The sequence below is a fragment of the Streptomyces candidus genome (genome assembly GCF_014207445.1).
Taxonomy (GTDB): Bacteria; Actinomycetota; Actinomycetes; order Streptomycetales; family Streptomycetaceae; genus Streptomyces; species Streptomyces candidus.
On the sequence record NZ_JACHEM010000009.1, the window covers coordinates 55180 to 70213 of the forward strand.

Here is a 15034-nt window from a genome sequence, read left to right on the forward strand (position 1 = left end):
TCCGGCAGGAGCGCGGGGCGGTCCCGGCCGGGGCCCTCCCGCGGGGCCGCGCGGGTCGGCCGGGAACCGATTTGCATCACACCCCGGTACCTGGGCTAAAGTCTGGAGCACGCCGAAGGGCAAGGCCGCAGGGCCCCGCCTCACGCAGCGTGCGGGTGTAGTTCAGTAGTAGAACATCCCTCTTCCAGGGGGAAGGCGCAGTGTGCAATTCCTGTCACCCGCTCTGCATCGCTCAACCGGTTGCCGGTCACCCCGGCGCATCGGGTAAGGTGATGCCGCACCACCGAGCAGTACCAGCACCACCTCGCGGACGTAGCTCAGTTGGTAGAGCGCAACCTTGCCAAGGTTGAGGTCGCCAGTTCGAACCTGGTCGTCCGCTCAGAGATCGAAGGCCCCGGTCATCACGACCGGGGCCTTCGGCGTTCCCGCACTCCGCCATGACATTTGTCATCGGGAGCGATGACAGCCCGCACTGCCGCCGGCGACGCCGCGGCACGAGCCTTGAGTCATGACCACGAACGCAGAGCTTGTCATCGACGTCGAAGGACTGCGGCGGACGTACGCCGGAGGCTTCGAGGCCGTCCGCTCCGTCTCCCTCTCCGTCGCCCGGGGCGAACTCTTCGCACTCCTGGGGACGAACGGCGCGGGCAAGACCTCGACGCTGGAACTCCTGGAGGGCCTGGCCGCCCCGACCGCCGGCCGCGTCCGGGTGCTGGGGCACGACCCGTACACCCAGCGGTCCCAGGTCCGGCCCCGGGTGGGCGTGATGCTCCAGGAGGGCGGCTTCCCCTCGCAGTTGACGGTGCTGGAGACGGCACGGATGTGGGCGGGCTGCACGAGCGGCGCCCGCCCGGTCGAAGAGGCGCTGGAGCTGGTGGGACTCGGCGGGCGCCGTGCCGTACGGGTGCTCCAGCTGTCCGGCGGTGAACGGCGGCGGCTCGACCTCGCGATGGCGGTCCTCGGCCGGCCCGAGGTCCTGTTCCTGGACGAGCCGACGACCGGGCTCGACGCCGAAGGGCGGCACGCCACCTGGGAGTTGGTGCGCGAGATGCGCGACGAGGGCACGACCGTACTGCTGACCACGCACTATCTCGAAGAGGCCGAGGAGCTGGCCGACCGGCTGGCGATCATGCACGAGGGGCGGATCGCCGCCGAGGGCCGGGTGGACGACGTGGTGGCCGCGCACCCCTCGCAGATCAGCTTCGAGCTGCCGCCCGGGTACCACCTGGGCGACCTCCCACCGCTGGGCACGCTGGGCGTCACCGAGCACCACCTGAGCGGCCGGACCGTGAAGCTGTCGACCCAGCAGCTCCAGCGTGCGGCGACCGGCCTGCTGGTCTGGGCGGACGGCGCGGGGGTGGAGCTGCGCGGCCTCGACGTCCGGTCGGCCTCGCTGGAGGAGGCCTTCCTGTACATCGCGCGGGAGGCGAAGGAATCGACGGGTACGACGGCGAACACGACGAGGGACGAGGTGGCGGCGCGATGAGCGGCACGCTGACGCAGGGCGCACGGACGACCGCGACCGGAGCGCGCACCACGACCGCCGGCCGGATGAAGGCGATGGCGCGCGCCGAACTCATCCTGCTGGGACGGCACAAGGCCGGACTGGTGACGATCCTGGTGATGCCGCTCATCCTGACCTTCGCGTCCCTGTCGGTCGCCAAGGGCATGGACTTGGAGCAGTACGGACTGTCCCTCGGCACGATGCTGATCCCCACGGCACTGACGTACGTGATGATCGGCAGCATCTACACCACGCTGGTCGGCACCTATGTCACCCGCCGCGAGGAATTGGTGCTCAAGCGGCTGCGGACCGGCGAGCAGGGCGACATGGAAATCCTGGCGGGCACCTCCATCGCCGCGCTCGTGGCGGGGCTGGTGCAGAGCGTGCTGCTGCTGGTGGCGGGGGTCGTACTGCTCGACGCGGAGATGCCTTCCCATGTGCTGTTCGTGGCGGTGGGCATCGCGCTCGGCATCGCACTCGCGGTGCTCCTCGCGGTGGCGACCACCGCCTTCACGAAGAGCGTGGAGGGGGCGCAGCTCACCATCGCACCGGTGATGTTCCTGTCGATGTTCGGCTCCGGGCTGTTCTTCCCGCTGGAGGCGCTCCCCGACACCGCCGCCACGATCTGCGAACTGCTGCCGTTCTCTCCGGTGGTGGAGCTGATGCGGGGCGGTTGGTCCGGCGGGCTGACCTGGACCGGAGCGATGGGCGACGTGGCCGTCGTGGCGGCCTGGACCGTACTGTCGGTGTACACGGCCAAGAAGCGGTTCCACTGGGAGCCGCGGCGATAGACCCGGCCTCCGGCCCCCGTCCCGATCCGGGGCGGGGGCCGGTTTCGAGGGAGTGTGGGCGGGATGAAGGGTTTCTGGCGCAGGCGCGGCAGGGCCGCGAAGATGGACCTGTACCTGCGGGTCACGCTGTACGTGATGCCCTGGATCACCAGCGTCGGCGCGCTGGCCCCGTTCCCGGACAACCTGGTCAGGAACTCCGGCTCCTTGGTCCTGGTCCAGGGCCTCATGGCGGTCCTCTTCGTCCAGTGCGTGCTCCTGATGCACTGCCTGAACCGCGGTCTCGCCCACCGGCTGCACGGCGCCCCCGCCCCGTGGCGCTCCGCCCTGGTGTCGGTGGCGCTGGGCGCGGTGGTGGTGACCTCGGCACTGACCCTCCAGGCCACCGGCGGGCTCGCCGCGCGGAACGACAACGGTTCCGCGCTGTCCATGCTTCTCTTCTACGGCCTGATCCCCACGATGATGTCCGTGTACGCCCTGTCGAGGGTCCGGTGGCTCATCCTGGGGACCGCCGTGGCGGCCGCGGTGGTGGGCTCCGCGGCGGGACTGGCGACGGGCCGCCCCGAACCCGCGGCCGTGACGGTGGTCTCCGTGCTGCTGGCGGGCGTGTTCTGCCTGATCACCTATCGCTCGTCGCTCTGGTACATGGCGATGATCTGGGAACTCGACCGGGCCCGGGACACCGCGGCCCGCCTCGCGGTCGCGGAGGAGCGGCTGCGGTTCGGCCGGGACCTGCACGACGTGATGGGGCGCAACCTGGCGGTCATCGCGCTGAAGAGCGAGCTCGCCATGCAGCTCGCCCGGCGCGGCCGGCCGGAGGCGGCCGAGCAGATGGCCGAGGTGCAGCGGATCGCGCAGGAGTCGCAGCGCGAGGTGCGGGAGGTCGTACGGGGGTACCGGGAGGCCGACCTGCGCAACGAGATCGAAGGGGCGCGCGGAGTGCTGGCCGCGGCCGGCATCACGTGCACGGTGGCCGACGCACCGGCCGCCGGTCTGCCCGCGGGGGTGCAGTCCGCGCTCGGCTGGGTCGTCCGCGAGACCACCACCAACGTCCTGCGGCACGGCAACCCGAAGAGCTGCGCGCTGCGCCTCACCTCGGACGGGGTCGGCGCGGTCCTGGTCGTCGAGAACGACGGGGCTACGGCCGGGGCCACCGTCGGTGCGACCGGCTCCGGTCTGGCCGGGCTGCGCGAGCGGCTCGCCGCCGTGGGCGGCACGCTGGCCGCGGGGGCGACCGGCGACGGCATGTTCCGGGTGACGGCCGTCGTGCCGCTGAGCGCACCGGACGAACCCGCTCCCCCCGACGGAGGGAAGACCGGCCACATGAGCCCGCAGCACGCACAGCCGCCCGCGCCCGCCACCGGCGCGAAGTTCCTGAAGCTCCCCGGCCGCCCGAAGGCCGGTGCCGCGTGAGTGCCGTGCGCATCCTGCTCGCCGACGACGAACACCTCATCCGGGGAGCGCTCGCCGCGCTGCTGGCCCTGGAGGACGACCTGGAGGTGGTGGCCGAGGCGGCCACCGGGAACGAGGCGCTGGCGATGGCGCTCCAGCACCGGCCCGACATCGCCGTGCTGGACCTGCAGATGCCGGGGCTGGACGGTGTGGCGGTGGCCACACGACTGCGGACCGACGTGCCGGACTGCCGGACCATGATCGTGACCAGTCACGGGCTGCCCGGCCATCTGAAGCGGGCGCTCGCGGCGGGTGTGCGGGGGTTCGTGCCCAAGACGGTGAGCGCCCAGCGACTGGCCGAGATCATCCGTACCGTACGGGCCGGAAACCGTTATGTGGACCCGGAGTTGGCGGCCGACGCCATCGCGGCCGGGGACTCGCCGCTGACCGTGCGGGAGGCGGAGGTGCTGGAGCTGGCCGCGCACGGGGCGCCGATCGCGGAGATCGCCGCGCGGGCGGCGCTGAGCCAGGGCACCGTACGGAACTACCTGTCGTCGGCGGCGTCGAAGCTGGGGGCGGAGAACCGTCATACGGCGGTGCGTCTCGCACGGGAGCGCGGTTGGGTATAGTTGTTCTCGCGCCACGGCGCAGCGCGGACGTAGCTCAGTTGGTAGAGCGCAACCTTGCCAAGGTTGAGGTCGCCAGTTCGAACCTGGTCGTCCGCTCCGTCCGAGAAGGCCCCGGTCATGACGACCGGGGCCTTCTTCGTGCCCGCTACGACCAGGTCAGGCCGGTCAGCCGCTCGTACGCCTCGACGTACTTGGCGCGGGAGGCGTCCACGATCTCCTGCGGGAGGGCGGGCGGCGGGCTGTCGGACCCGGGGTCCCAGCCGGAGGCGTCCGAGGTCAGCCAGTCGCGGATGAACTGCTTGTCGAAGGACGGCTGCGCGCGGCCCGGCTCCCAGCTGCTCGCCGGCCAGAACCGCGAGGAGTCCGGGGTGAGGACCTCGTCGGCGATGACGAGGCGGTCCTGGCCGTCGGCCACCGTCTCGTACCCGAACTCGAACTTGGTGTCCGCGAGGACGATGCCCCGGTCGCGGGCGATGTCGCGGGCCCGGCCGTACACGGCGAGGGTCGTCTGGCGCAGCAGGGCGGCGGTCTCCGCGCCGACCTGGCGGGCGACCTCCTCGTAGCTCACGTTCTCGTCGTGGTCGCCGACGGCCGCCTTGGTGGCGGGCGTGAAGATCGGGCCGGGCAGTTCCGAGCCGTTGACCAGGCCCTCGGGCAGGGCGAGACCGCAGACCGTGCGGGACTCGCGGTACTCGACGAGACCGGAGCCCGTCAGGTAGCCGCGTGCCACGCACTCGACGGGGACCATGCGCAGCGACTTGCAGACCAGGGTGCGGCCCGCCCAGTCGGCCGGGGCGCCCGCCGGGACGTCGGTGGACAGGACGTGGTGCGGGACGAGGTCCTGGAGCTGGTCGAACCACCACAGCGACAGCTGGGTGAGAATGCGCCCCTTGTCGGGGATGACGCTGGGCAGCACCCAGTCGTAGGCGCTGGTGCGGTCGCTGGCGACCATCACGAGGTCGCCCGCCTCGTTCCGGTACAGGTCGCGCACCTTGCCGGTGTGCAGATGTACCAGGCCCGGCACCTGCTGGGGCTCGGGCTTTACTACGAATCCGGACACGGTTCCTCCCCGTGGTTATGGCCGATCGAGCACGATTCTCCCGTACGGGAGGGGGAAAGACCCGGTCAGGGTGGGGTCCGCCCGCCCGGGGCCCGTGCGGTCGCCTCCCGGGGGAAGGATCAGGTGCCCTTGGCGATGCGGTCCAGGAGGTTCGCCGTCGCCTTCTGGATGCGGGAGTCGACGTGACCGGGACGGTCCAGCGCCGGGGACCAGGCGAAGGTTCCCGACGCGAAGACGAGTGCCCCGCTGGGCGCGCGATACAGCGACGTCTCCTGGTGACGTAGCGCACCTTCGCTGTCCCGGTAGGGGGAGTGCGCGAGCAGGATGCGGCCGCAGTGCGGGGGGAGGGCGGTGCGCGGGAAGTAACGGTCGGCCTCGCCCGCGACCAGGCCCTCGATCTCGTCGCCCTCGCCGGCGCCGGAGTTCTCCCACAGCCAGTGCTCCGCGTTGCGCACGACGAGTGCGCTGGGCTCGGGGACCCGCCCCGCGTACTGGATGCCCAGCAGCTGCTGCTCGGGCCTGTCCACCTCGCGCCACAGCGCCGCTTTTCCGGGGGCGCGGCGCTTGTGGCAGGTCAGCAGGCGGTCGGGGACGCCGGAGGGCGAGGGTGCGAGGTCGACCTGCCAGTACATGGTGTTGGCGGAGAGGAAGACCAGGGAGGTGCCCTCGTCGCGGGCGCGCTCGGCGGCCCGTCGCATGGGCACCGACCAGTACTCGTCGTGGCCGGGAAAGATCAGGCCCCGGTAGCGGGTGGTGTCGATGCGGCCGGCGTGCAGGTCGCGGGCGTCGGCGTAGGCGAGGTCGTAGCCGTACCGCTCGGCCCAGCGGATGAAGTCGTAGGCGTGCCCGACGTGCAGGGGCAGGCCCTGGCCCGCGTACGGCCGGTCGAAGGAGACGGTGGTGGCCGCGTCCTCCTCGCCGAGGAGGCGCCCCCGCTCGTCCCAGGCGTGGTAGAGGCTGGCGCCGGTCCGGCCGTCCTCCGGGTAGAGGTTGTACGCCTGCCAGGTGATGTCGGGCATCAGGAGCAGGTAGTCGGCGGGGCGGTCGTCGCGGACCGTGAACGGGATGTGCGAGCGGTGGCCGTCCGCGCTGGTCAGCACGGCGACGTACGCGCCGAGGCTCCAGTACTCGGGGATCTGCAGCCGCCAGGACTGCCACCAGTGGTGGCACGAGACCGTGCGGTCGGCGGCCAGCGGGGCGGGCTGGACGATGCCGGACAGCCGGGGGCTGGTGTCCACCTTGGTGGCGCCGGCGCCGCTGTAGTGGCCGATCCGGTAGACGTACACGGAGAATTCCTGCGGCGGGTTGACCGTGACGTGGAAGTCGACGGACCCGCCGGGGGAGACCGATCCGGACGAGGTGAAGCCCTTGATCTGGCAGTTCACGTCGTCGGCCGTACGGGGCCCGGAGGTGCGGCGCGGCTGTGGGACCCGGGCGCCGGTGGCCGGGTCCAGCTCCGCGTACCAGGGGACGACCGCGCCTTCCTCGTCCAGGTACTGGTCGCCGCCGCGCAGCCACGGCAGCGGGCCCTGGCCGAACGGATCCGAGACGGCGTGCGCGAGCGCCCCCGAGTCCCAGCGAATCTGCTCCGACCCCACGTCACATCCCTCCCTCGGTCCCCCGAGAAAACTCCGGTTTCCCGGAGCCACAGGGGTGCAGCACCTGTCAGCTCCAGGACCCCAGCACATCACATAACGCGCTCACTCCGTCACCGTTCGTCGCGAATTGGCGTGAAACGGAACCGGGTACTCCGTTCGTGGGACCTGTCGGCGGGTCTGCGGCGGCACGCGGACACGGTGTGCTCAACGGAGCTCATACCAGCCGCACCGGCTTCTCCGGTCGTACACCGACCGCGGCCAGCCAGCCGCGCAGCGGGACCGGATCGCCGTCCTCCACCAGGCTGAGAACGGGCCCGGTGAGGTCGGAGCGGCGCTTGCCGCCGACGAGCAGGGAGGGCCCGTCGAGCCAGTCCAGGCCGGGGGCCGCGCCCGCGGTGTCCACCGCCGCACAGCAGACCATCGCGGTGACGTGGTCGGCGAGCAGGTCGCGCCCGGTGCGCGGCGGCTGGATCGGGAAGACCGGCAGCGGGCCCTCCGCCCAGGCCCCGCTGTCCTCCCGGCCCCCGCCGACAGGCACGGGCACGGCCGGCGGTGCGGCGGCCTCGTCGCGGGCGGCCTCGGCGGCGATACCGGCGGCGAGGGCGTCGGTGCGCTCCTCGTCGGGGCGGCCGTCGTCGGGGCCGGGGGCCTCGGTCAGCGGCACGGGAGCGGCGGCGAGGTGGTCCAGGACGCGGGCCAGCGTGGGGCTGCCGGCGGCGGGCGTACGGTCGCGGCCGGTGCCGTCGTGCCGGGAGCCGGCACCGACGGTGTCCAGAGCGTCCAGGACGCGGTGCAGCCGGGCGGCCTCGGTACGCCATTTCCGGTCGACGACTTCCTCGGGGTACGCCTGCCAGTCGACCGGGGACCAGTCGGGGCCCGGGGTGGCCGGGCCGCCGTGGAACAGCCGGGCGGCCAGCAGCGAGATGGTCCCGTCCACGGTGCCGGGCTCCTCCAGGAGGTCGCAGGCGGGGCGCTCGCCGAGCCGGGACGCGAACTCGTTGGCGAGGCGGTCGCGGCGGGACAGCTCGGTGAGGGCGGAGACCACGCCGGCGTCGAGCCGGGAGGGCCAGCGGCCCATCCGCCAGGCGGGCAGCGCGACCCGGGTCAGCAGCCGGTCCCAGCCCGCGTAGGCGAGGCCGACCTGCTCCTGGGCGACGATCCGCAGCCCATAGTCCACCGCCCGTGCGCGCTCGGACGCGGCTGCGGCGACGCCCCGTTCCAGCTGCGTGATGTGCTCGCGGCAAGCGACGAGCAGGAGCCGGGAGATCCGTCCCAGGGGTGCCAGCGCGATACGCCGTACGACACCACGGCCGGGCTCCGCGGTCACCGCGACGGCCGCGTCCAGGCCCCGCACGAAACGACGGGCGGCGGCTATGTCGGGGTGCGCGGCGGGGCCCGTACCGGCGACGACCGGGGCGAGGACGGCCCGCAGCTCGGCGACGCGCATCCACCACAGGAAGGGCGAGCCGATCACCAGAACGGGGGCTGGGGCGCCGGGCCCGCTGCGTATGGACTCACCGGCTACTGCTCCCCCGGCGAGGGGCTCCGCGCCTGTGACGGACGGTCCACCGGCGACGACTGCGCTCCCGGCGGCCGGGTGCGAGCGGTCCTCCAGCCAGCTGTCGCAGTCGGGAGTCAGGGCTATCGCGGACGGGGCGGGCACCTCCAGCCGCTCCGCCAGGTCCCGCACCAGCCGGTACAGGTCGGGGGCGGACGACTCGGACAGCTCCACGGTCGGCGTCACGGCTGGCCGCGCACGCACGATCACCGCGGAGACCACCAGGGCGACCAGCAGCACGACCAGCGCGACCCCGGACACCGCCCAACGGGCCGCGTCCCAGCCCGCGCCCGTCAGCCGCCCGGACGCGCCGCCGACCAGCAGCACGACGGCCACGGCGGCGGGCAGCAGGGACACGGCGAGCGCCCGGCTGCGCACCCGCAGCACGGCGAGCGCCCTGGCCCGCGCGGCCTGCGCACCCTGTTCCGCACCCAGGACGTCCGGGGCGCGCGGCGCACTGCCGGGTCCCCTACCGGAGCCGGGAACTGCTCCGGAGCCGGACCCTGTTCCAGAACCGGACCGAGAACCGGGGCCAGTGGAACTGGCACCGGAGTCAGACACACCGGACACGACCGGATTCACCCCCTCTGCCCTGCGACGGGTTGTTCATGCCCCCACTGTGGCACCCGCCTCTGACATCGCAATGTCGGTGGGCCAAGTGCCGGAACGCCTGCGCGGCACCCTAGTTGGGGCTTCGGCACCCGTCATCCGGATGGGCGAGCCGTCACCCGATGGAATGGCTTTGGGTAAAGGTGCTGGCTTCTGGGGTGAACCCCGGAACGGGATACGGGGCGGGGGGGAGAGGGCACGGGACGCGCAACCGGCGGAAGCGCATGCGGGTGGGCCGGACGTGCGACCGGGGCCGAACACGTGGGGGTGGCAGCCGGCATGGGGGGGTGGGAGCCGGTGCATCGGTGGCGCCGGACGGGTGCGAACCGGGGCCGGGCACGCCGAACAGCCGGAGCCCGACCGGGCTCCGGCTGCTCTCACCCGCTGTCCCCGCCGCTTCCTGACGGGGCTCCTGCTCAGCCCTGCGGGGCCCGCGCGTCCGCCGCCGCCTTCGCCGCGATGTCGGTGCGGTGCTGCGAGCCGTCGAGCCTGATGCGCTCCACCGCCCGGTACGCCCGCTCGCGGGCCACCGTCAGGTCGGCGCCCGTGGCCGTCACCGACAGCACTCGGCCACCGGCGCTCAGCACCGCGCCCGAGGCGTCCTGCTGGGTGCCCGCGTGCAGGACGTACGCCTCGGGACCGTCCTGGGCGGCCACCTCGTCGAGGCCCTCGATCCGGTCGCCGGTGCGCGGGGTGCCGGGGTAGTTGTGCGAGGCGACGACGACCGTGACGGCCGCCTCGTCGCGCCAGGCCAGCGGGGGCTGGACGTCCAGAGTGCCGTTGGCCGCGCCGAGCAGCACGCCCGCGAGAGGCGTACGGAGGCGGGCGAGGACGACCTGGGTCTCGGGGTCGCCGAAGCGGGCGTTGAACTCGATGACCCGCACCCCCCGGCCGGTCATCGCCAGTCCCGCGTACAACAGCCCGGAGAACGGCGTGCCGCGCCGCCGCAGTTCGTCGACGGTCGGCTGGAGAACGGACTCCATGACCTCGTCGACGAGCTTGGGGTCGGCCCAGGGCAGCGGCGAATACGCGCCCATGCCTCCGGTGTTGGGGCCTTCGTCGCCGTCCAGGGCCCGCTTGAAGTCCTGTGCGGGCTGCAGCGGAAGGACGGTGACGCCGTCCGTGATCGCGAAGAGCGACACCTCGGGCCCGTCCAGGAACTCCTCGATGACGACCCGTTCGCAGGCGAGCGCGTGCGCCCGCGCCTGAGCGACGTCGTCGGTCACGACGACGCCCTTGCCCGCCGCGAGGCCGTCGTCCTTGACGACGTACGGGGCCCCGAACGCGGCCAGTGCGGAGTCGATCTCCTCCGGCGTCGTACAGACGTAGCTGCGTGCGGTGGGCACACCGGCCGCGGCCATCACGTCCTTGGCGAACGCCTTGGAGCCTTCCAGTTCGGCCGCCTCCTTGGACGGCCCGAAGCACGGGATCCCGGCTTCGCGCACGGCGTCGGCGACCCCCGCGACGAGCGGGGCCTCCGGGCCCACGACGACGAGACCGGCGTCGAGTTCGGTGGCGAGGCGCGCCACGGCGGCCCCGTCGAGGGCATCGACCGGGTGCAGCTCCGCCACTTCTGCGATGCCGGCGTTGCCGGGGGCGCAGTAGAGGGCGGTGACGTCGGGGTCGAGGGACAGAGAGCGGCACAGGGCGTGTTCGCGGGCGCCGCCGCCGATGACGAGGACCTTCACGGGGTGCAGCCTAGAGCCTGTACGAAGACCGGAACGCACGGGGCTGGAGATCCTGCCGACGCAGAGCCGGATCATCCTTTGTCGTTTACTACGACAAAGGCCCGGTGAGGGGGCCTCTGACGCCTCGCGCCGGACGCGCCCGCGTCAGATCGGCCGACCGGTGTCACGCGGCCGACCGGTGTCACGCGGCCGACCGGCCCGCGTCGGACCGCGAGGACAGCCGGGTCGAGTACCCTCCCCGCGACCTGCGTCACGCCTACCGGCCGGATGCGGCGTGACGCTTCCCGGCCGACCGCGTCACCTCCCCAGCCCACCCGCGCTACGCGTCCCCAGCGGCCCGCGCTACTCGTTCACGTACTCCTCGACAACAGTCGCTCCCAGTTCCCGCACGATCAGGTCGTGCCCGGACAGCGCCGAGTCGACGAGATCCGGGTCGTCGTCCTCCGGCATGTCGTCCTCGACGGACACCGACTGCCGCTGCACGGCATCGGGACGCGACGGCGTCTCAGCAGCGGACGGGCGCCCCTGGTACTGCCCCTGCGAGGGCTGTGCGGGCGCCTGCGGTACCGCTGCGCCCGACTGCGTCGGGGCTCCTCCGCCGTCCCCCTGCGGGGGCGCCGCTCGATGAGGCCGGGGTGCGGCCGGGGCCGGAGTCGGAGGGGACGCGGGAGCACCTCCGTAACCGCCGCCGCCACTGTTCCCACCGCCGAAGCCGCCACCGCCGCCGAAACCACCGCCGCCGTAACCCCCGGGAGGACCGGTGGGCTGGCCGCCTCCGCCGCCGTTCGCGTCGACGACGGACTCGATCCGCCACTGCACCTGGAAGGATTCGGCCAGGACCTGCTTCAGCACGTCCTCACTGCCGCTGCTGGCGAAGTTGTCGCGGGCGCCGGCGTTGATGAACCCCACCTGCAGGGTGGTTCCGTCGAAACCGACGACCTGGGCGTTCTGGCTGAGCAGGATCCAGGTGAACCGGCGCTTGTTCTTGACCGCCTCCAGGATCCCGGGCCACATGTTCTGCACCTGGGCGGCGCCCTGCGCGGCGGCCGCGCTGGGACCCGCCGCCGGAGAGGGAGCAGCGGCGGGGGCCTGCGGCTGACCCGGCCGCGGCGCGACGGGCTCGGGCCGGCCCTGCCCCGGAGCGGACGCGGTGGGCCACCCGCCGGGCCGGCGGGCGGGGGCCGCGGGTGTCTCGGCGGCCGGCGCGGGCGGGGTCGGGGCGTGAGCGGCCGGCGCCCGGGAAACCGGAGCCTCGGGGACGGCTGTCCGAGCGGGCGGCGCCTGGGCAGCCACGGGGGCCGGAGCCACCGGCCCAGCAGGCGCCGCGGGAGCACCGGAAGCAGAAGCCACCGGGGAAGCGGAAGCAGCAGGGGCGACCCCGTGTCCACCCCCCGCACCCATCCCGGGCGCACCCCCCGGCATGGGTGCCGCGTGCGCCTCGGGCCCGGGCACATACCCCGTCGCGGGCATTCCCGGCATCGCTCCGCCGGGAACGAATCCGCCCCCGGCGGGGCCACTGCGCTCCAACCGGTCCAGCCGCGCCTGTACGGAACGCTCGTCGTCGAAGGCCGCGGGCAGCAGCACTCGCGCGCAGATCAGCTCCAGTTGCAGCCGGGGCGAGGTCGCCCCGCGCATTTCGGTCAGCCCGGTGTTCACCAGGTCCGCAGCCCGGCTCAGCTCTGCGGCACCGAAGACGGACGCCTGTGCCTGCATCCGTTCGACCACGTCGACGGGGGCGTCGATGAGCCCCTTCTCCCCCGCGTCCGGCACCGCCGCCAGGATCACCAGGTCCCGCAACCGCTCCAGCAGGTCCGCCACGAACCTGCGCGGGTCGTTACCGCCCTCGATCACCCGGTCCACGACCTCGAAGGCCGCGGCCCCGTCCTGCGAAGCGAACGCGTCCACCACCGAGTCGAGGAGCGACCCGTCGGTGTAGCCGAGCAGGGCGGTCGCCATGGCGTACGTCACACCGTCCTCGGCCGCACCCGCCAGCAACTGGTCCATCACGGACATCGAGTCACGCACGGAACCGGCCCCCGCCCGCACGACCAGCGGCAGCACCCCGTCCTCGACCGGAATGCCCTCCTTCCCGCACACCTCGCCGAGGTAGTCCCGGAGCGTGCCCGGCGGCACGAGCCGGAACGGGTAGTGGTGCGTCCTCGACCGGATCGTCCCGATGACCTTATCGGGCTCGGTGGTCGCGAAGATGAACTTCAGGTGCTCCGGCGGCTCCTCGACCACCTTCAGCAGGGCGTTGAAGCCCGCCGAGGTGACCATGTGTGCCTCGTCGATGATGTAGATCTTGTACCGGCTGCCGGCCGGCCCGAAGAACGCCTTCTCCCGCAGGTCGCGCGCGTCGTCCACACCACCGTGCGAGGCGGCGTCGATCTCGATCACGTCGATGGACCCGCGGCCGTTGCGCGCCAGGTCCTGACAGGACTGGCACTCCCCGCACGGGGTGGGCGTCGGCCCCTGCTCACAGTTGAGACAACGCGCCAGGATGCGCGCGCTGGTCGTCTTTCCACAACCCCGCGGCCCGCTGAACAGGTACGCGTGGTTGACCCGGTTGTTCCGCAGGGCCTGCATCAGCGGGGCAGTGACATGCTCCTGCCCGATGACCTCGGCGAACGACTCGGGGCGATAGCGGCGGTACAGCGCAAGGGACGACACACATACGAGGTTATCGGGACCCACTGACAACCGGCCCCGCCCCGGCCCGGAGGGCACCTCCCCGGGAACGCAAAGACCCCCCACGCACCCGCCAGAGCCAACCTACCCTTGCTGCCTTCCGGCCCTGGGGGAGTTCAGTCAGATAGCGCCACGTGAGGGGCTGATGCCCACCCTAGCCGATCCCCTCCCCCCAAATCGACCCGCCCCCACCTGCACATCCCCCGAACCCCCTCTCGAACCCCCGCCCGCCGAACACGGTCGCAAGCACTCCCCAACGTCTTGTATTGTTTGCGGCGGAGGATTCGCCTAGTGGCCTAGGGCGCACGCTTGGAAAGCGTGTTGGGGGCAACCCCTCACGAGTTCGAATCTCGTATCCTCCGCCGGCCAGAGGCCCGGACCAGTTCGATGGTCCGGGCCTCTGTCGTTCCCGGGGCCCGTCCGCGATCCCGACGGTGCGACTCAGACACAGCCCCGCCCGGGCTCCGCCGTGCAGGCGGCGACCGGTCGCGCGCCGTCTCCGGCCGGTACCGGCGCTGCGGGGACCCCGGAGGGGGATACGGGGGCTGGCACCACCTCTGATCGGCCGGGCGGCACCATCCTCATCGGACGCCGGTTCCGGGATCGTTCTTCTCATCAGCACGGAACGTTGCGAAACGTCCCCACCGCGATGATTCGAGGCCCGCCATGACCACCGTCTCCCTCTCCTCCCCCGCTCCTGCGGAGGCCGCGCCCGTCGGCGGCTTCCTCCGCGCGCCGTTCGCCGCCGCCACGTACCGGGAGATCGGGTACGTGCTCACCTCGTTGCCGGTGGCGGTCGTGGGGTTCGCCTTCGCCGTGTCGATGTCCGCGGCGGGGGCCGGGCTTCTCGTCACCGTCCTCGGGCTGCCGGTGCTGGCCGCGATGCTGGCCGGGGCGCGCGGACTCGGCGCAGCCGAACGCGGCAGGGCTCGGCACGGGCTCGGACTGACCGTGGAGGGGCCGGAGCCGGTGGCACGGGCGGAGCGGCGCGGTTTCTTCGCGGCGATGGCCAACCGGCTGGTGGACGCGGCCGGCTGGAAGGCGCTGCTGTTCCAGGTACTGATGTTCCCGTGGCGCGTCTTCAGCTTCGTGACGACGGTGACCGTCTGGTCCGTGGGCTGGGCGGTCGCGCTGCTGCCCGCGTACAACTGGGTCTTCGCCCGGTACGTCGACGGCTGGACCGGCTACCGGGTGTACGACTTCACCTCCGGCGGCGTCCGGCACACGTACGACGTCACCTCGCCCGTCCAGCTCGCCGCGGTGTCCTTGGTGGGGCTCGCGATCGTCGTCCTCACCCCGAAGGTGGTGCGCGCCCTGACGAGCGTGGACCGGGCGGCGGTGCGGGGGCTGCTCGGACGGTGAGCGCACCCGGGGTGGAGCGCGGGGCCCTGACCCGGCGACTCCGGTCCGGGCCCCGCGTTCCGGGCCGGGCGGGCCCGCCTGGCGTCCGGTCCTTCGGCCGCCCCGTCCCGGGTGCCCGCCCGCCTGCGCCGTACGGGTGCACGGCGAAGGGGCGGGGA

10 protein-coding genes, 4 tRNA genes and 1 other RNA gene are annotated in these 15034 nt (G+C 72.9%); 9 read left to right on the forward strand and 6 right to left on the reverse strand.

The genetic code is table 11. The features are described from left to right. Positions 1-151 precede the first annotated feature (151 nt). From HNQ79_RS17975 to HNQ79_RS18005, 7 genes are all read left to right on the forward strand, one after another. Positions 152-223 (forward strand) — tRNA-Gly (locus HNQ79_RS17975). An 83-nt stretch (positions 224-306) separates the two neighbouring features. Then, a tRNA-Gly gene (locus HNQ79_RS17980) sits at positions 307-379 on the forward strand. Positions 380-508: 129 nt separating this feature from the next. Then, entirely contained in the window at positions 509-1486 is a 978-nt protein-coding gene (locus HNQ79_RS17985) for an ABC transporter ATP-binding protein (RefSeq protein ID WP_185032248.1), read from the forward strand. Beyond that, on the forward strand, positions 1483-2295 hold the full coding sequence (locus HNQ79_RS17990) for an ABC transporter permease (RefSeq protein ID WP_229923248.1): 813 nt from the start codon (positions 1483-1485) through the stop codon (positions 2293-2295). Before HNQ79_RS17985 ends, HNQ79_RS17990 begins: the two co-directional genes overlap by 4 nt. A gap of 63 nt (positions 2296-2358) precedes the next feature. Continuing rightward, a complete protein-coding gene (locus tag HNQ79_RS17995) occupies positions 2359-3705 on the forward strand; it encodes a sensor histidine kinase (RefSeq protein ID WP_185032249.1) in 1347 nt (448 codons plus the stop codon). Continuing rightward, positions 3702-4313: a response regulator transcription factor gene (locus HNQ79_RS18000; RefSeq protein ID WP_185032250.1), complete on the forward strand. Its 612-nt coding sequence runs from the start codon at positions 3702-3704 to the stop codon at positions 4311-4313. The genes HNQ79_RS17995 and HNQ79_RS18000 overlap by 4 nt, the downstream gene beginning before the upstream one ends. Positions 4314-4336: 23 nt before the next feature. Beyond that, positions 4337-4409: transfer RNA gene (locus HNQ79_RS18005), tRNA-Gly, on the forward strand. 49 nt (positions 4410-4458) lie between these two features. Here the strand turns inward: HNQ79_RS18005 and HNQ79_RS18010 are convergent. The 6 genes from HNQ79_RS18010 to ffs all read right to left on the reverse strand — a co-directional run bounded on the left by HNQ79_RS18010 (position 4459) and on the right by ffs (position 13661). Beyond that, positions 4459-5373: a phosphoribosylaminoimidazolesuccinocarboxamide synthase gene (locus tag HNQ79_RS18010; protein WP_185032251.1), complete on the reverse strand. Its 915-nt coding sequence runs from the start codon at positions 5371-5373 to the stop codon at positions 4459-4461. 119 nt (positions 5374-5492) lie between these two features. Continuing rightward, entirely contained in the window at positions 5493-6971 is a 1479-nt protein-coding gene (locus HNQ79_RS18015; RefSeq protein WP_185032252.1) for a N,N-dimethylformamidase beta subunit family domain-containing protein, read from the reverse strand. Between the two features lie 214 nt (positions 6972-7185). Then, positions 7186-8964 (reverse strand): hypothetical protein, encoded by a 1779-nt coding sequence (locus tag HNQ79_RS18020; RefSeq protein ID WP_185032666.1) that lies wholly within the window; start codon positions 8962-8964, stop codon positions 7186-7188. Positions 8965-9554: 590 nt separating this feature from the next. After that, on the reverse strand, positions 9555-10826 hold the full coding sequence (purD, locus tag HNQ79_RS18025; protein ID WP_185032254.1) for a phosphoribosylamine--glycine ligase: 1272 nt from the start codon (positions 10824-10826) through the stop codon (positions 9555-9557). Between the two features lie 342 nt (positions 10827-11168). Further along, the gene (locus HNQ79_RS18030) at positions 11169-13496 is read right to left on the reverse strand and encodes a DNA polymerase III subunit gamma and tau (RefSeq protein WP_185032256.1); all 2328 of its coding nucleotides are present in this window, start codon (positions 13494-13496) and stop codon (positions 11169-11171) included. A 68-nt stretch (positions 13497-13564) separates the two neighbouring features. Further along, positions 13565-13661, reverse strand: an RNA gene (gene ffs, locus HNQ79_RS18035) — signal recognition particle sRNA small type. A 130-nt stretch (positions 13662-13791) separates the two neighbouring features. Here ffs and HNQ79_RS18040 point away from each other — a divergent pair. Beyond that, a tRNA-Ser gene (locus HNQ79_RS18040) sits at positions 13792-13876 on the forward strand. A gap of 304 nt (positions 13877-14180) precedes the next feature. After that, the gene (locus tag HNQ79_RS18045; protein WP_185032258.1) at positions 14181-14876 is read left to right on the forward strand and encodes a sensor domain-containing protein; all 696 of its coding nucleotides are present in this window, start codon (positions 14181-14183) and stop codon (positions 14874-14876) included. Positions 14877-15034 lie beyond the last annotated feature (158 nt).

Bases quoted from the DNA above. Each gene is read 5' to 3' on its own strand.
- HNQ79_RS17985 (WP_185032248.1), top strand. From the start codon at position 509: ATGACCACGAACGCAGAGCTTGTCATCGACGTCGAAGGACTGCGGCGG.
- HNQ79_RS17990 (WP_229923248.1), top strand. From the start codon at position 1,483: ATGAGCGGCACGCTGACGCAGGGCGCACGGACGACCGCGACCGGAGCG.
- HNQ79_RS17995 (WP_185032249.1), top strand. From the start codon at position 2,359: ATGAAGGGTTTCTGGCGCAGGCGCGGCAGGGCCGCGAAGATGGACCTG.
- HNQ79_RS18045 (WP_185032258.1), top strand. From the start codon at position 14,181: ATGACCACCGTCTCCCTCTCCTCCCCCGCTCCTGCGGAGGCCGCGCCC.